Annotated in this window: 14 protein-coding genes and 1 tRNA gene; 4 read left to right on the forward strand and 11 right to left on the reverse strand. The window is 66.3% G+C overall.

The features are described 5' to 3' along the window. Positions 1 to 54 precede the first annotated feature (54 nt). Both ACR81A_RS10650 and ACR81A_RS10655 read right to left on the reverse strand, forming a co-directional pair. On the reverse strand, positions 55 to 1,542 hold the full coding sequence (locus ACR81A_RS10650; protein WP_202381130.1) for an NCS2 family permease: 1,488 nt from the start codon (positions 1,540 to 1,542) through the stop codon (positions 55 to 57). Positions 1,543 to 1,693: 151 nt separating this feature from the next. Next, positions 1,694 to 2,065 carry an FKBP-type peptidyl-prolyl cis-trans isomerase gene (locus tag ACR81A_RS10655; RefSeq protein WP_202381129.1) on the reverse strand — a complete coding sequence of 124 codons (372 nt, stop codon included), beginning with the start codon at positions 2,063 to 2,065 and terminating at the stop codon, positions 1,694 to 1,696. 121 nt (positions 2,066 to 2,186) lie between these two features. Here ACR81A_RS10655 and ACR81A_RS10660 point away from each other — a divergent pair, with 121 nt between their 5' ends. Then, a complete protein-coding gene (locus tag ACR81A_RS10660; RefSeq protein WP_440311784.1) occupies positions 2,187 to 3,053 on the forward strand; it encodes a fumarylacetoacetate hydrolase family protein in 867 nt (288 codons plus the stop codon). A gap of 100 nt (positions 3,054 to 3,153) precedes the next feature. Here ACR81A_RS10660 and ACR81A_RS10665 read toward each other — a convergent pair whose 3' ends face one another. From ACR81A_RS10665 to ACR81A_RS10695, 7 genes are all read right to left on the reverse strand, one after another. After that, positions 3,154 to 4,629, reverse strand: coding sequence for an aspartate ammonia-lyase (locus ACR81A_RS10665; RefSeq protein ID WP_202381127.1), 1,476 nt, complete (start codon positions 4,627 to 4,629; stop codon positions 3,154 to 3,156). Positions 4,630 to 4,752: 123 nt separating this feature from the next. Next, positions 4,753 to 6,228, reverse strand: a complete 1,476-nt coding sequence (locus ACR81A_RS10670; protein WP_440311785.1) for an MFS transporter — start codon at positions 6,226 to 6,228, stop codon at positions 4,753 to 4,755. A 97-nt stretch (positions 6,229 to 6,325) separates the two neighbouring features. Continuing rightward, a complete protein-coding gene (locus ACR81A_RS10675; RefSeq protein WP_202381125.1) occupies positions 6,326 to 7,198 on the reverse strand; it encodes a M48 family metalloprotease in 873 nt (290 codons plus the stop codon). 12 nt (positions 7,199 to 7,210) lie between these two features. Further along, positions 7,211 to 7,780 (reverse strand): LemA family protein, encoded by a 570-nt coding sequence (locus ACR81A_RS10680; protein WP_025134166.1) that lies wholly within the window; start codon positions 7,778 to 7,780, stop codon positions 7,211 to 7,213. A gap of 53 nt (positions 7,781 to 7,833) precedes the next feature. Then, on the reverse strand, positions 7,834 to 9,150 hold the full coding sequence (locus ACR81A_RS10685; RefSeq protein ID WP_440311786.1) for a D-arabinono-1,4-lactone oxidase: 1,317 nt from the start codon (positions 9,148 to 9,150) through the stop codon (positions 7,834 to 7,836). Beyond that, complete coding sequence (locus tag ACR81A_RS10690; RefSeq protein WP_440311787.1) at positions 9,147 to 10,397, reverse strand: alanine racemase; 1,251 nt, start codon at positions 10,395 to 10,397, stop codon at positions 9,147 to 9,149. The genes ACR81A_RS10685 and ACR81A_RS10690 overlap by 4 nt, the downstream gene beginning before the upstream one ends. 42 nt (positions 10,398 to 10,439) lie before the next feature. Then, positions 10,440 to 10,589, reverse strand: a complete 150-nt coding sequence (locus tag ACR81A_RS10695; RefSeq protein WP_440311788.1) for a hypothetical protein — start codon at positions 10,587 to 10,589, stop codon at positions 10,440 to 10,442. 69 nt (positions 10,590 to 10,658) lie between these two features. Between ACR81A_RS10695 and ACR81A_RS10700 the strand changes: the two genes are divergently transcribed. Further along, positions 10,659 to 10,735 (forward strand) — tRNA-Leu (locus tag ACR81A_RS10700). Between the two features lie 118 nt (positions 10,736 to 10,853). Next, on the forward strand, positions 10,854 to 11,027 hold the full coding sequence (locus ACR81A_RS10705) for a hypothetical protein (RefSeq protein ID WP_440311789.1): 174 nt from the start codon (positions 10,854 to 10,856) through the stop codon (positions 11,025 to 11,027). Positions 11,028 to 11,142: 115 nt separating this feature from the next. Here the strand turns inward: ACR81A_RS10705 and ACR81A_RS10710 are convergent, their stop codons facing one another. Both ACR81A_RS10710 and ACR81A_RS10715 read right to left on the reverse strand, forming a co-directional pair. Next, positions 11,143 to 13,083, reverse strand: a complete 1,941-nt coding sequence (locus ACR81A_RS10710) for a putative Ig domain-containing protein (protein ID WP_440311790.1) — start codon at positions 13,081 to 13,083, stop codon at positions 11,143 to 11,145. 239 nt (positions 13,084 to 13,322) lie between these two features. Further along, complete coding sequence (locus ACR81A_RS10715) at positions 13,323 to 15,170, reverse strand: phosphoenolpyruvate carboxykinase (GTP) (RefSeq protein ID WP_440311791.1); 1,848 nt, start codon at positions 15,168 to 15,170, stop codon at positions 13,323 to 13,325. Between the two features lie 127 nt (positions 15,171 to 15,297). On the opposite strand from ACR81A_RS10715, the gene ACR81A_RS10720 reads away from it, so the two are divergent. Beyond that, positions 15,298 to 16,767, forward strand: coding sequence for a helix-turn-helix domain-containing protein (locus ACR81A_RS10720; RefSeq protein WP_202381118.1), 1,470 nt, complete (start codon positions 15,298 to 15,300; stop codon positions 16,765 to 16,767). Positions 16,768 to 16,823: the final 56 nt, after the last annotated feature.

Raw genomic sequence — 16,823 nt, forward strand, 5'->3', positions numbered from 1 at the left:
CACAGAAGGGCCCCGGGGATCACCCCGGGGCCCTTCTGCATTGTGCGCGCCGTACTACGCGACGCCGAGCAGCGCCTCGATGGGGCCACGAGCAAAGAAGATCACGAAGCCTGCGGACACAATCCACAGCAGCCAGTGCACCTGCTTGGCCTTGCCCGTGAGTGCGTGCACGAGCACCCACGACACGAAGCCCGCGCCGATACCGTTTGCGATCGAGTAGCTGAGCGGCATGACGGCTGCCGTCAGGAAGACGGGCAGCAGCACGCGGAAGTCACTCAGATCGATGTTCGAGATCTGCGACATCATCATCGCGCCGACGATGACGAGGGCGGCAGCCGCAACCTCGGTCGGCACGATCTCCGTGAGCGGCGTGAAGAACATCGCCAGCAGGAAGACCAGGCCGGTCACGACGTTTGCGAGGCCGGTGCGTGCACCCTCACCGATGCCCGCGCCCGACTCGATGAACACCGTGGTGGAGGACGAGGAGGTGCCGCCGCCCACGACCGCGCCGATGCCTTCGACAACGAGCGCCGACTTGATGCGGGGGAAGTTGCCCTTCTCGTCCGCGAGGCCAGCCTCGCGGGACAGGCCGGTCATGGTGCCCATCGCATCGAAGAAATTCGTGAAGAGCAGCGTGAAGACGAGCATCACGACGGTCACGAAACCAACCTTGCCGAAGTCGAAGCTGACAGCTCCGACGAGGCTCAGGTCGGGAACCGCAAACGGGTTTGCACCGAGGACGGGCTCGGTGAGGCTCCAGCCGCCGGGGTTGACGCTGCCGTCGGCGCCAAACTTCGGACCAATCTTCCAGATCGCCTCGACGATCACGGCGATGACCGTGCCGCTCACGAGACCGATGAGGATGCCGCCCTTGACCTTCTTCGCAACGAGCACGCCCGTGAGCACGAGGGTGATCACGAAGATCAGAGTGGGAATGGTGGCGATGAAACCAACGCCCGACGGGCCAAGGCCCACGGGAGGCGACGACTGGCCGGTCGCATCAACGAAGCCGGAGTTCACGAAACCGATGAATGCGATGAAGAAGCCGATGCCCACGGTGATCGCGAGCTTCAGCTGCACGGGAACCGCGTCGAAGATCATGCGGCGCAGGCCGGTGGCGGCGAGCAGCACGATGAGCACGCCGTTGATGACCACGATGGCCATGGCCTCGGGCCAGGTGACCTCCTGCACCACGGAGAACGCGAGGAACGCGTTGATCCCGAGCCCCGCTGCGAACGCGAAGGGGAGGCGAGAGACGAGACCAAAGAGGATCGTCATGATGCCGGCCGCGAGCGCGGTGACGGCGCTCACCTGCCCGAAATCAAGGACGTTCCCCGCGATGTCTTCCTTCCCCGAAAGGATGATCGGGTTGAGGATCACGATGTACGCCATCGTCACGAAGGTCACGAGACCGCCGCGGATTTCCGTACCGATCGTGGATCCGCGCTCCGTGATGTGGAAGAAGCGGTCGAGTCCGCCCTTCGGCTCCACGGTGCTCCGCTGACTCGTTTCCTGCTGGGCCTCTGCCACAGGCTGCTCCATTCCCTCAAGCTGGGCGTTTCCTGAACATAAGAACGCTACCACTTGCGGCGCGGCGGAGCACACGCCTCACAACGCGCACAGGCCCACCCAGAAACCGGGTGGGCCTGTGGCTCACGCGGGAACACCTCCCGCGTGTGAGTAAGAGGAGCGCTTAGCTCACGCCGAGGAGGTCGATCACGAAGATGAGGGTCTTGCCCGCGAGCGGGTGACCACCGGCGGTGCCGTAGGCCTGGGCCGGGGGCACGATGAGCTTGCGACGGCCGCCGACCTTCATGCCGGGGATGCCGACCTGCCAGCCCTGGATGAGGGCGCGCAGCGGGAAGTTGATGGATTCGCCGCGACCCCACGACGAGTCGAACTCCTCGCCCGAATCGAACTCGACACCCAAGTAGTGCACGTCAACGGTGGAGCTTGCGAGCGCCTCGTCGCCGCTGCCCTCCACCAGGTCTACGATCTGCAGCTCCGTGGGGGCGGGCCCCTCGGGGAATTCGATCTCCGGCTTCGTCATCGGTGTTTCAGTCATGCACTCATTCTCCCCGATCCCGGAGAGGTCGCGCCTCCGAGTTCGCTCAGAGGGAACCCCAACCGCACTCCGGGCGCGGAGCGCGCCCCACCGTGTGCCCCGGTTCAGATACCCTAGAGAGGTGAGATTCGCGCACCTAGTCTTGGCCCCCGCTTCCACTCCCGAACTCGTTGTCGTGCAGGAGGAGCGCTTCGCTCCCGTGCGCGCGCTCGGTGGCGACTACGCCTCCCTGCAGCAGCTCATCGAAGCCGGGCCTGAGCGAGTGGACGAGATCCGCGCCGCCGCCGTGCAGCTCCCCGCGACCGAGTGGCGTGAGATCAGCGAGGCGCAGTACGCGCCCGCCATCATCACTCCCCCGATCGTGCTTGCCGTCGGCCTGAACTACGACGAGCACGCGAGCGAGCTCAGCCTCGACAACGATTCCGGCCCCGTGCTGTTCTCACTGTTCCCGAACTCCCTGGGCGCTCACCTCGGCGAGGTGCCGATCCCGGTCGAGATCAGCGAAGAGGTCGACTACGAGGGCGAGCTTGGCGTCGTCATCGGTCGTGCAGCCAAGAACGTGACGCCCGAGGAAGCACTCGACTACGTCTTCGGCTACACAACGATCAACGACATCACCGCGCGCAACATCCAGTTCCAGGAGCCGCAGTGGTCACGCTGCAAGTCCTTCGACGGGTTCACCCCGGTGGGCCCGGTCGTGGTGACCGCTGACGAGATTCCGGATCCGCAGGCGCTCGCGATCACCACCGATGTGGACGGTCTGCGCGTGCAGGACTCCACGACTGAGTTCATGGTGCGCACGGTCGCACAGCTCATCTCGTCGATCTCGGAGTCGCTGACGCTGCTCCCGGGCACCGTCATTTCCACTGGCTCCCCCGGCGGCGCGGGCCGCTCGCGGAAGCCGCCGCTGTACTTGAAGCCCGGCACCGAGGTCACCGTGACCATCGAGAACGTGGGCACGCTGACCTCGCACTGCGTCCGCGCGTAGCAGCCGCGCGTGCGCGGTTCCTGCGTTTCGGCGCAGGCACCGCGCATACAAAAGGGGCGGTGGGATTTTCTCCCACCGCCCCTTTTGTATGCGCTCGACGCTACTCTGCGGCGTCGTCCTCGAGCTTCTGCGGAGCGCCCGGGATAATGTCGATCGCGTCGGTCTCGGGGGCGAGGCCGGCGAGCTTCTGCGGCTGCAGAATGTCGTCGAGCTCATCCTGGTCGAGCAGCCCACGGGACACGACGAGCTCGGAGACCTTCGCGTTCGTCGCGAGCGCCTCCTTCGCAAGCTTCGCGGCCTCAGCGTAGCCGATCACCGGCGCAAGCGCGGTGATCACGGTCACGGAACGTGCCACCATGTCCTCGAGGCGATCCTCGTTCGCGGTGATGCCGTCCACGCAGTTGACGCGCAGGGTCTGGCACGCGCGCTCGAGCCACGTGATCGACTGGAACAGCGAGTGCGCGATGATCGGCTCGAAGGCGTTCAGCTGCAGCTGGCCCGCCTCGACCGCCATCGACACTGTCACGTCAGCGCCGGCAACCGAGTACGCGACCTGCGACACGGCCTCGGGGATCACAGGGTTCACCTTGCCGGGCATGATGGACGAGCCGGCCTGGCGCGCGGGGAGGTTGATCTCGCCGAGACCCGCCTGCGGACCCGAGGAGAGCAGGCGGAGATCGTTCGAGATCTTCGAGAGCTTCAGTGCCGAACGCTTCAGCGCACCCGAGAAGGTGACGAACACGCCGGTGTCACTCGTGGACTCGACGAGGTCACCCGCGGTCACCAGGTTGAGCTCGGTGATCTCGCGCAGGTGGCGGATCACGGACTCCTTGTAGCCCTTCGGCGCGTTGATGCCCGTGCCGATGGCCGTGGCGCCCATGTTGACCTCGCCGAGCAGCGAGACGGCCTCCTGGAGGCGCTCAATGTCCTCGCGCAGGGTCACGGCGAACGCGTTGAACTCCTGGCCCAGCGTCATCGGAACGGCGTCCTGCAGCTGCGTGCGGCCGACCTTGATGATGTGCGAGAACTCGCGGCCCTTTGCAGCGAAAGACTCCGACAGCAGACGCAGCTCCTCGAGCAGGCTGCCGAGCGAGAACGCGAGCGCGATCTTGATTGCGGTCGGGTAGGTGTCGTTCGTCGACTGGCTGTGGTTCGTGTGGTCGTTGGGGTTGATGTACGAGTAATCACCCTTGGCGTGACCTGCGAGCTCGAGCGCGCGGTTCGTGATGACCTCGTTCGCGTTCATGTTGCTCGAGGTGCCTGCGCCGCCCTGCACGACACCAACGACGAACTGGTCGTGGAGCATGCCGGTCTTGATCTCTTCGCAGGCGCGATCGATCAGCGTGGCGCGCTGCTCATCGAGCGCACCGATCTCGAGGTTGGCGCGCGCCGCGGCCTGCTTCACGCACGCGAACGCACGGATGAAGTCGGGGTAGACCGAGATGGGGCGACGTGCGATCGGGAAGTTCTCGTGGGCACGAGCCGTGTGCACCCCCCAGTATGCGGACGCCGGGATCTCAACGCTACCGAGAGAGTCCGTTTCGGTACGAGTCTGGGCGGAGAGGAAGTCACTCACCGGGTATCTAGCTCCTGTGTCGGAAAGGGTGCGGACAGGCCGCCGGGAACTCGTCCAGCCTACCCCTCAAAGCATGCCGGGGCTACCTGTGAGCACTGGCACTCGGTTGGCCCGCGCGGCGAGTCAGCTGCGGGCCGGGAACGGTCCGGTGTGCGGGCCTGTTTCGTCGCCAGACGCCTCCGATTCCTCGGGCGGTTCGGGGCGCTCCGACTTGGGGATCTGGTCGATGGGGATCGCCCCAGTCGTCCCCTCCTGCGGCGCCGACTCCCCCAGCGGCTCCGGGTCGCGCCGCAGCACGGAGATGGGCGCGGTGAGCGTCTCCGACTGCCGTGCCGGATCGTCGTCGAGACCGGGGCGCCCAACGTGTGTGACGCGCCAGTTCCACCCATCGCGGTGGAAACGGAGTTCGCGGGCAGTGAGGAGCCACGCCATGCCAATGCCGAACGCGACAAACGCCGCGACCGCGCTAATCACCAGGGTGGATCGGGGGCCCAGGGCATCGGCCGCTGCGCCCACGAGCGGTGCACCGATGGGCGTGCCACCCATGAGGATCGCCATGTAGAGCGCAAGCACGCGTCCGCGCACCGCGGGATCGGCGGTCGTTTGCACGAAGCCGTTCGCCGTGGTGAGCATCGTGGATATCGCAAAGCCGAGGAACACGAGCGTCAGCGCGAACGTCCAGAACGAGGGCATCAACGCTGCGACGAGGCTCACGAGGCCAATGCCGCCCACCGAGACAATCACCACGCGCATGCGAGCCTCGGGCCGCCGCGCGGACAGGAGCGCCCCGGAGAGCGAGCCAATCGCGAGGATCGACGACAGGAGCCCGTAGTCGCCGGCGCCGCGGCCGAACTCCACTGCCATGGTGGAGGACATCACCGGGAAGTTCATACTGAAGGCGCCCACGAGGAACACGATCAGGAAGATGATGAGCAGGTCGTGTCGTTGCCGCACGTAGCGGAATCCCGCGGAGAGTTGTCGAAGCTGTGATTCGCGCGGTCCGGTGTTCCTCGGGGCCGCCCGCCGCGTCGTGATCATGAGCAGCGCGCCGAGCACCGCCACGAACGAGACACCGTTGATGATGAACACCCACCCGGAGCCGACCGCGGCGATGAGCACGCCAGCAACGGCGGGGCCCACAAGCCGCGCGGAGTTGAACGAGGCCGAGTTGAGCGCGACGGCGTTAGAGAGCTGATCTGACTCAACAAGATCGGAGACGAAGGCCTGCCGCGATGTGGTGTCGAATGCGTTGACGATACCGAGCGCGAGCGCGAAGCCGTACAGGTGCCAGATGGACGCCGCATCGAGGACGAGCATCGTGCCGAGGCCAAACGCGAGCAGCATGAGGAGTGACTGCGTGACGAGCAGCACCTTGCGCCGGTCGAAGCGGTCCGCCACGGCACCGCTGAATGGCACGAGCAGCAGCTGCGGGCCAAACTGCAGCGCCATTGTCGTGCCGACCGCCGCGGCGTTCGTGTCGGTGAGCTCGGTCAGCACGACCCAGTTCTGCGTCGTGGCCTGCATCCAGGCACCGATGTTCGATACGAACGCACCCCCGAACCAGATGCGATAGTTACGCACGGAGAGCGATCGGAACATGCTTGACACGGTGCGGGGAACCTCCTTCGGCTCCCTCTACCCTATCCCCGCCGGGCGACATCGTCCGGCGGGGTGCACGGTCTCTTGCGCGGGGCTGCTAGAACTTATCGCCCATGTCGAGCAGGCGGCGAATCCGGTCCGGGATCGGGGGGTGCGTCGCAAACAGGCGCTGCATCATGCCGGGCTTCAGCGGATCGGCGATCCACAGATGAGCCATGCTCGACTGCTGCTTCTGCAGCGGGCGACCGTACTCGGAGAGCTTGTGCAGCGCACTCGCGAGCGCCTCCGGGTGGCGCGTGGTGAGCGCACCGGTGGCGTCGGCGAGGTACTCGCGCTGACGCGAGACCGCGAGCTGCACGAGGCTCGCGACAAGCGGGGCAACCAGCATGGCAACGAGCCCGAACACCATGACGATCGGGTTGCCGTTGTTGTTGTTTCGCCCAAAGAACGCCATGCGCATGAGCATGTCGGCAATCATGCCCACGGCGACGACGAGGCCGTAGACAATCATCGACACACGAATGTCGTAGTTGCGGACGTGGCCGAGCTCGTGCGCCATCACGCCCTCGAGCTCCGCGTCCGTCATGATGTCGAGGAGTCCGGTGGTGGCGGCGACCATCGCATGCTCGGGATCGCGGCCCGTAGCGAACGCGTTCGGGGCGGGATCCTGCACGATATATACCTCGGGCATCGGCGTGCCTGTGGTGATCGCGAGGTTTTCGACGATGCGGTAGAGCCGGGGGTTGTCAGCCTCGGTGATCTGCTGGGCACCGCTCATCGAGATGGCCTGACGACCGGCCATGAAGTACTGGAAGAGGGCGTACCCGATCGAGATCGCCACAACCGTAATGACCATGCCGGGCGAATTGTAGATCCACCCTGCGAGCCAGCCGAGCCCGCCAACGATCCCGACAAAGAGCAGAACGATCAGAAAGCTGTTGACCTTGTTGCGGCGTACTGCGCGGTACACGGCGCTCCCCGGCTAGAACTGGATGCGGGGCGGCTCGGAGATCGCGGCGACGTCGGTCACCTCGAAGAACTCCCGTTCCGTGAAGCCCATACCCCGGGCGAAGATGGTGTTCGGGAACACCTGGATCTTGGTGTTGTACTCGCGCACGCCGCCATTGAAGAACCGGCGCGAGGCCTGAATCTTGTTCTCTGTGTCCACGAGTTCGCTCTGCAACTGCAGGAAGTTCTGGCTCGCCTGGAGCTGCGGGTAGGCCTCGGCGACCGCGAAGATGCTCTTCAGCGCCGACTGCATGTGGTTCTCTGCCTGGGATGCCTCGGCGGGCCCCTGGGCCGAGATTGTCTCCGCGCGGGCGCGCGTCACCGAGTCGAACACGCTCTTCTCGTGGGCGGCGTAGCCCTTCACGGTCTCGATGAGCGAGGGGATGAGATCAGCTCGGCGCTTCAGCTGCACCGTGATGTCGCTCCACGCCTCGTCGACGCGCACGCGCAGCGTCACAAGCGAGTTGTACGTCGCCCAGACATACACACCAAGAATTACGAGGACGCCGACGACAATCAGCGTGGCAATCAATCCACCAGACATGTGTGCATCCTATCCAGCATTCCCCGGAAACTGCTGTGGAACATCCACCTGCGTCAGGCCCCGAGCACGCGGGTGAGATACGGGTTCGCGAACACTCGATCGGGATCGAGGCGGTCGCGTACACCGCGGAAGCGCGCAAACTCGGGGTACACCGCGCTCAGCTCCTCGGCGCCCCGGGTATGCATCTTCCCCCAGTGGGGGCGGCCCGAGTGTGCGGCGAGGATTTCCTCTGCGTCGCGGAAATAGCCGAGGTCGCGATCCCGATGGAAGCGATGCACCGCGATGTAGCCAGATTCCCTGCCCTGCGCAGTGGAGAGCAGCAGATTGTCGGCCGCGGCTGAGCGCACTTCAATCGGAAACGACACGGTGTAGCGCTTCCGCTCGATCATCGCCCGCAGCTCGCGGATCGCCTCGGGGACCGCGTCGAGCGGCACCGAGTACTCCATCTCGCGGAAACGAATGCGGCGGTTCGTGATGAACACGCGATGCGACTCGTCGACGTAGCGGCGTCTGCTCGACACGGTCTCAACGAACCGGTTGATGCTCGGCGTCGCCCGCGGCGCGAACGCACCGATCCCGCAGCAAGCTCCGAACGCAAGGTTGTTCGCGAGCTCCTCGTCGACGAAACGGGACACCCTGCCGAGCGGTTCTGTGCCGCGCGCGAGCGGCAGCCGCGTGTTCGTCTTCGTCCGCACCGAGGTCGTGTGCGGGAACCAGAAAAACTCGAAGTGGTCGGCGGCGCGCGAGCGCGCGACGAACGTATCCAGCACCTCGTCGAGTTGCGCGGGGGCCTCCTCCGCCTCGAGCAGGAAGCGCGGCACGCACTGCAGGGTGACCTCGGTGACGACGCCGAGAGCGCCGAGCCCAAGCGCGGCCGCCGGGAGCAGCTCCGGGTTGCTCGTCTCATCGATCACGAGCACCTCCCCGGCGCCGGTGACCAGCCGCAGACCCACGATCCCGGTCGAGATGCCTCCGAGCGCAAGGCCTGTGCCGTGCGTTCCCGTCTGCGTTGCGCCGGTAATCGACTGCCGGTCGATGTCGCCCATGTTGGGGAGCGCGAGGCCGAGCGGGCCCAGAATCGCCGGGAGTTCCCACAGTCGCGTGCCACCCCGAAGCGTGACACGACCGCGCTCAGGGTCCGCTGACACGAGGCCGCGCATCCGGTCCATATCGATCCGGATCCCATCGGTTGCCCCGATCGCAGTGAAGCTGTGTGAGGCGCCGATGGGCTTTACCGTGTGCCCGGTCTCGCGGGCGCGCTCGACAACGCGGACGACCTGTTCCGCAGTGCGCGGCGCTACGGTCAACGCGGGGAGTGAACTCTCCGTGCGCGCCCAGTTGCGCCAGATCTGCTGAGTGGGCTGACTCATAGGAAACACTTTCCCTCTCCGCGGTAGCTCGCAAGCGGCTCCCCCGCGCGTCCGTCATCTGTGACCGGCACGAGCTCAGTCGCGTGTTCCAGCGGCTCGCCGGCTTTTGCGTGCCGCAGCCACACGCGGTCGCCCGCGCGGAGCCCCGCCGCGGCGGCACCTCGCACCGGAGTCTGCACCTCGCCGGCGCCCTCGCGTGGCTCGTAGCTGAGACCCGCCGGCCACACGGGCAGCGGGAGGCGGTCTGGCGCCGCGGGCCCGGAGGCGATCCATCCCCCGCCCAGCAGCGTCGCGCGGTCCGGTGTCGGCTTCCGTACGACGTCGAGCGCGAAGCCGAGCGCAGGCGCAACCGTGAACGCCGAGTAGTGGTCGAAGAGGTGGGGCCCGTAGAGGCCACTCCCCGCGGCAAGTTCGGTCACCGCGGGTTCCGCGGCGGTGCGCTCGAGTGAGCCGGTGCCTCCCCCGTTCACGAACTCGAGCGGCGCGATCTCGCGCACCGCGGCGACGGCGGCTGCGCGCCGCTCGGCCAGCTCAGCCGCGCTCACCCGCTGCACTGTGCGCAGCAGCGCGGCCTCCGCACGGCCGCCCGGCCGGTCGGCGACGCCCGCGATCTGCGCTTCGTAGGCCATCACCCCAACGAGGGCGAAACCCGCGCGCCCAACCACAGTCTCAGCAAGCGCACTCAGCTGATCCGGCTCTCGCACGGGCGAGCGTCGCACGCCAATGTGGCCGAGCGCGCGAGTGCGCCAGGAGGCATCGAAGTCGAGGCAGACGCGAATCTCGGCACGCCCAGCGGGCGGGGCGACCGCGTCAATGAGGTCGAGCTGCTCGGCGCTGTCGATCATGAGGGTGACGCGCTCGGCAAGCTGCGGGGACGCGGCGAGCCGCGCGATGGCTGCCCGATCCACGCTCGGGTATCCGACCACGACATCGTCGATCGTCTCAGCAAGCCAGAGCGCTTCAGGGAGCGTGTACGCAAGCACCCCATGAAAGCCGGGCAACGCAAGCACCGCATCCAACACGGCGCGGGACCGCACCGACTTGCTCGCAACGCGAACGGGGAGGCCGCCGGCCCGCCGCCGCAGTTCGTCAGCGTTCCAGCGCAGAGCCGCGGGCGATAGCGCAACGAGCGGCGCGGGCAAATCTACAGTGGCTGCGTGCAGTGCGCCCCAGTAGCGAGCCGGATCCCGCCACGGCTGCTTCGCCGCTGCGTTCACGGTCTCGGCCGAGGTGAGGTCGAGAGTCATACCCGAAGTGTATGCCCTTCACGCTGCGCGCCTGTGTGGGTCCTAGCTCTCCCGGATCGCGCGATCCACGTCTGCCTGCCACTTGGCGCGAGCCTCGGCGCGGCGGGCACGCCACACGCGCACGCGCATCAGCAGCGCGACGGCGGCTGCGCCGAGCAGCAGGACGACGAGCAGAATCTTTGCAAAGACCACGTGGCAAGCCTACTCGCCGAGCTGTGGAGCCGAACGCGGGCCGCGCGACCTGTGGGAACATAGGTGCGGCCCCCCATAGCCCAACCGGCAGAGGCAGCCGACTTAAAATCGGCACAGTCTGGGTTCGAATCCCAGTGGGGGGACCACCGCCCGTGCGCGTTCCGCAGCGCGGTGTCGCATCAGAGAAGCTGACCGCATACACGGTGAGGGAGCCGCATCGTTGCGTATCTCGGTGCCCTCGCACTCATTGCCGGTGGCGCCGCGGTGTTCAGCGGCCAGATCAACGCGATCCACGACCACGATGGCGCCACCCTCGACATGTATCCGGCAGAACTCTTGCTCGGCGCACTCGGTCTCCTACTGATTGGCTGCGGTATCACCCTCGCTAGCGGTGCCATCATCGCCGAGCTTGTGCTTCTCAGTCGCAGCGCCCGTTAGGCCCAGCCTGACGCACGTGGGGCTGACATCACACGGAGCACGAACAGCCCAGCAGCTCAGGTCAACGGGCTCGGGATCGGCGTCACGATCCCGAACCCGGCCTGCATGCCGGTGACTACGCGGTCCTGCGGCGAGCCGCGACGAGCGCGCCCAGTCCTCCAATAAGCCCCGCTACCGCCACCGCACTGAGTGCCAGCGGCGCGTTGCCACCAGTCTTGCTCAGCTCACCCGTCTGCGGGGCATCTGGCTGTCGCGTACCGGGCAGTGTCGGGCCGCCTGTTCCGGGCTTCGTCGGATCCGCTGGCTCGCGAGGTCCAGCCGGGTCCTTCGGATCTGTCGGATCTGTCGGATCCGTGGGGTCCGTGGTGCCGGAGTCACTCGCTACGGTGAGGCGATACTCTCGCGCGTCGGTACCGAAACTGTCAGTCACGCGCACCGTGAACAGGTACTCCCCTGCAACGGTCGGCGTTCCGCTCAGCACGCCCGTTGCCGTGTCGAGCCGCATCCCAGTCGGCAGTCCCTTCCCGGTGGCGCTGCGGGAGGTCTTGGGAGCCTCGGCGAGCGCCCAGCTGAGATCCTCAAGGCCGGTCGCCGTGATCGTCACTGCGGGGTACGCTTCGCCCACCGCACCGTCCGCAAGCGGTCCCTCGAACGTGATCTTCGGCGCGGGAGCAATGATGCGTGCCGGGGCGCTCGCGCCGCGATCACCCCAGAAGTCGTCCACCCAGCGCACGCGGTACTGCAGCGCGACGCTCTCGCTGGTCACTTCGACGTCAACTTGCTCGTCGTTCGCGCCCTCGATGTCGGTCCAGGTCTCGCCGTCGGGCGAGGACTGCCAGGCGATTCCGCCACCGTTGCCGCGCTTGATGCCCACGGCGTTCGTCTCAAAGCGTGCGGTCTCGCCAGGCGTGGTTACCGAGACATCCTCGGGGTCGGTGACGCTCGGCGCTTTCACGATCGTGACCGTGCTCCCCTTCGTCGCGTTGCTCCAGCCGCCGTTCGCGGAGAGCAGCTCACCCGTGACCGGATTCATCTTGATGGAGAACGGCGCGGTCGGCGTCGCCCGGAAGCTCTCAGAGCGCTTCTCACTGTTGAAATCGGCTGCCATGATCATGTCCCAGTAGGGCACATTGCCGAATGCGCGGTTGAGACGGTCGGAGCCGACGACGTCGTGCATCGGGCTTCCCACCGGCACCGAAGCAAGAGTCTCGCCCGTGGCCGGGTTGAACACTCCGAGTCGTGTGCCCGAGCTATCCGAGAAGTAGACCCGTTCATCGGAGCCATCGGTGCGCAGCATGCCAATCGAGCTGATCCCGGGGATCGTTGCGACCGCGATCTCGTCGAGTGTCGCTGCATCGAGTGTGTAGACCTTGTCTCCGTGCCCGACGAGCAACTGAGCTTCGCCGGCGATCAGCTGGAGTGAGTGGAAGTTCATGCCCGGCAGGGTGCGGGCCGCGACGACCTCGCCCGTGTCCATGCGGTACTGCTCGATCTCGCCACCGAGCCCGATCGCGTAAAACGACTGGCCATCACCAGCAACCGCAAAGTCTTGAATGTTCGGAACCGTGTCGTCAAACGTCAAGAGCACCGTGCGCGCGGCCAAATCGATCACGCCGATCCCCCGCGACCACGTGCCGTTTGTCAGTGCGATCACAGCGCGCGTTCCGTCTGCGGTGAGTCGAATGTACTCCGCTCCCACAGAGGGAAGCTCAAGCCGCTGCTCCACCGCACGCGAGGCCATGTCGATAAACACGAACTCGTTGCTCTCAGCGCTCACGACATACCCGGTTGTGCCGTCAGGAGACGAGACGAAATCGCTGGGGCGCACATCGTCACCAATGTGGATGTTGGTCTGCAGGTCCGGGGTGAACGAGGTATCAGCGGCGCGGGAGGCATTCGCTACCGCTTCGGCGGGATCCGCCGGTGGTTCGAGGGCGTTCGCGGGTGCGGCAAGTCCCAGAGCAACCGCGCCGCCGATGAGCAGCGCCGCGCCTCCCCGGAGGACACTGCCGGCGCCTCGTCGTTTCGCTGTGCGTGCGAAGTATGCCTTCGTCATTTTCGCGGACCGTCTCTTCCCATCGAGCGCGAGCCGCGTGGCCACGCGCGTACGTCGTCGCGTGGCCGTTCACAGGACGTGTGTGTACCTACACATTCGCACCGCGCAAGCCAGTGAAGTAGTTCGATGGGAAGAGCTGAGTAGTGACCGGCGGAATGCACGGGGAAAAAGAGTAAGCCCCGTCGTTGGGCAGAACGACGGGGCCTACGGACTGTGAGGCGCCTGAGTGGCGCCGAGCGCTACGCGCTGAGGCGTGCGCGGAGACCTGCGAGCTGCTCGCGCAGCGCGGCAGGCACGCGGTCACCGAACTGAGCGAAGAACTCTTCGGTGAGGTCGGACTCTGCGAGCCACGACGCGGGATCGATCGCGAACAGCTCAGCGAAGTCTGCCTCGGGCACCTCGATGCCGTCGAGGTTCAGCTCACCGGCGGCTGGCACGGTGCCGACCGCGGTCTCGCGGCCCGTCACGTCGCCCTCAACCCGGCGAATCACCCAGTCGATCACGCGCGAGTTGTCGCCGAAGCCCGGCCACAGGAAGCGGCCATCGGCACCCTTACGGAACCAATTGACCTGGAAGATCTTGGGAGCCTTGTCGCCGAGCTGCTCGCCCATCTCGAGCCAGTGGCCCCAGTAGTCGGCCATGTTGTAGCCGCAGAAGGGAAGCATGGCGAAGGGGTCGCGGCGCAGCTCGCCGACGGTGCCCTCCTGCGCGGCGGTCTTCTCCGAGGAGATCGTCGCGCCGACGAAGACGCCGTGGTCCCACGAGAGCGACTGAGCAACGAGCGGCACGTTGGTGGCGCGACGGCCACCGAACAGGATTGCGTCGAGCGGAACGCCGTTCTGCTCGTACCAGTCCTGCGCGAGGGTGGGGGTCTGCTGAATCGGCACGGTGAAGCGCGAGTTCGGGTGCGCCGCAACGCGGCCGGACTCGGGGGTCCAGTCGTTGCCCTGCCAGTCGATCAGGTGCGCGGGGACCTCATCGGTCTTGCCCTCCCACCACACGTCGCCGTCATCGGTCAGCGCGACGTTCGTGTAGATGGTGTTGCCCCAGAGGGTCTCCATCGCAACCGGGTTGGTGGACTCACCGGTGCCGGGAGCAACACCGAAGAAACCAGCCTCGGGGTTGATCGCGTAGAGGCGGCCGTCGGTGCCGGGACGCAGCCAAGCGATGTCGTCGCCGATCGTCTCGACCTTCCAGCCGGGAATCGTCGGCTGCAGCATGGCGAGGTTCGTCTTGCCACAGGCCGAGGGGAACGCCGCCGAGAGGTGGTAGGCCTTGCCGGTCGCGGTGTTCGTGAGCTTCAGGAGCAGCATGTGCTCAGCGAGCCAGCCCGCCTTCTTGCCCATGACGCTTGCGATGCGAAGCGCGAAGCACTTCTTCGACAGGAGCGCGTTCCCGCCGTAGCCCGAGCCGTACGACCAGACCTCGAGGGTCTCGGGGAAGTGCGTGATGTACTTCGTGTCGTTGCAGGGCCAAGCAACATCTTCTTCGCCGGCGATGAGCGGAGCACCGACCGAGTGCACGGTGCGCACCCACTCGCCACCGGGCAGAATGCCGTCGAGCGCCGACTGCCCCATGCGGGTCATGATGCGCATGTTGAGCACGGCGTAGGGTGAGTCAGTGATCTCGATGCCGAGCTGCGTGATGGCGCCGCCGACCGGGCCCATCGAGAAGGGCACAACGTACATGGTGCGGCCGCGCATGGAGCCCTCGAAGAGGGGCATGAGCTCGGCCTTCATGGCTTCGGGGGCCACCCAGTTGTTCGTGGGGCCTGCGTCTGCCTCGTTCTCGGAGCAGATGAAGGTGCGATCCTCCACGCGCGCCACATCGGCGGGGTGCGAGCGTGCGAGGAAGCTGCCCGGGCGCAGGTCCTTATTGAGCGGGATCAGGGTGCCCGCCTCGACCATCTCGGAAGTGATGCGGTTCCACTCATCCTGGGAGCCCGTGCACCAGACCACGGAGTCGGGCTGCGTCAGCTCGGCGACCTCGGTCACCCACTGCAGCACCTCTGCGTTGTTCGTGGTCGCTTCTGCGGCGACGAGGTCCGCGAACGAAATCTCGTTCTCGACGATCTGGCTGGTACCCATGTCTATGTCGTGCTCCTCAAGATCACACCGCGAAGAATCGGTGACATCTCCATTCTGATGAACGCATTCACGCCCCGTTTACCAAATCAGGCGTAAACTTTTCAGCTTTTTGCCGTATGGTCAAGTTATGGCACCAAACAGTGTTTCCCCAGCGACCGAGGCTGAGCTCGATCGACTGGTGCTCGGCAAGCGACTTCGTTTCTTCCGCACACAGGCGGGTCTCACCCTCGAACAGCTCGGTGAACGGGTCGGCGTGGTGGCGAGCCAGCTCTCCCTGATCGAGAATGGGCGGCGCGAACCCAAGCTCAGTCTGCTCCAGGCGCTCGGCCGCGAACTGAGCGTCGATCCCGCCGCGTTTTTGACCGGCGAGGCTCCGGATCGGCGCAGCGAGCTCGAGGTGGAGCTCGAGCGCGCGCAGGCCACGCAGGGCTACCAACGGCTGGGACTCCCCCACGTGCGTGCACCGCGCACGCTCGGCGACGAGACGCTCGAGGCGCTGGTCGGCCTGCATCGCGAGCTCGCGCACCGCTCCCGCGCGGCTGCAACGACGTCCGAGGAGGCGCGGCGCGCGAACACGGAGATTCGTCTCAAGATGCGCGAGCAAGACAACTACGTGCAGGACATTGAGCTGATCGCGTCCGACCTCATGCGTCGCATCGGCCACACCACGGGAGCCGTCACGCACCGGCAGGTGGCCATGCTTGCCGAGATGCTGGGCTTCACACTGATCTTCGTTGATGATCTCCCCTCCAACACGCGAAGCATCACGGACTTGGAAAACGGGCGCATCTACCTCCCGCCCGCCTCGATCCCAGGCGGGCACGGCCTCCGCTCGCTCGCACTGCAGGCGATGGCGCACCGCGTGCTCGGTCATTCCGAACCGAAAAGTTATGCGGAATTTCTCGAGCAGCGGCTCCAGATCAACTACTTCGCCGCTGCCTGCCTCATGCCGGAGGCACGGGCCGTTGATTTCTTGCAGCAGGCCAAGCGCAATCGCAACCTCGCGATCGAGGATTTTCGTGACGCGTTCGGTGTGACACACGAGGCGGCGGCCCATCGCTTCACGAACATCGCGACGCAGCACCTCGGGCTGAGGGTGCACCACTACCGCGCAGACGGTGCGGGAACGCTCGTGCGCGGCTACGAGAACGACGGCCTCCCCTTCCCGAGCGACGAGGAGGGCTCAATCGAGGGCGAGTCTCTGTGCCACAAGTGGGGCGGCCGCACGGCATTCAACCGCACGAACCGCACGAGCGAGTTCTACCAGTACACAGACACACCGAACGGAACCTACTGGACCAGCGTGCAGACGGGTGACGCTGAGCTCGGTCCCTTCGCGATCGCTTGTGGTGTGGCCTTCGACGACGCGAAGTGGTTCCGCGGACGCGACACCGATGTGCGAAAGTCCTCCACCTGTCCTGACCCGGCCTGCTGCCGCACCCCGGAGCCGGGACTGCTCTCGCGGTGGGAGGGGAAGGCCTGGCCGAGCGCGCGCATGCACGCTCACGTGTTGTCGCCGCTTCCCGCGGGCACGTTCCCGGGCGTTGACGATACCGAGATGTACCAGTTCCTCAGCAAGCACGCCCCGGACGCGTAGCCCCTCCCCTTCCACTCCCACCGCCCCTGCCACCTGCCCCTGCCCCTGCCCCTGCC

The sequence above is a fragment of the Leucobacter chromiireducens genome, from assembly GCF_051993095.1.
Taxonomy (GTDB): domain Bacteria; phylum Actinomycetota; class Actinomycetes; order Actinomycetales; family Microbacteriaceae; genus Leucobacter; species Leucobacter chromiireducens.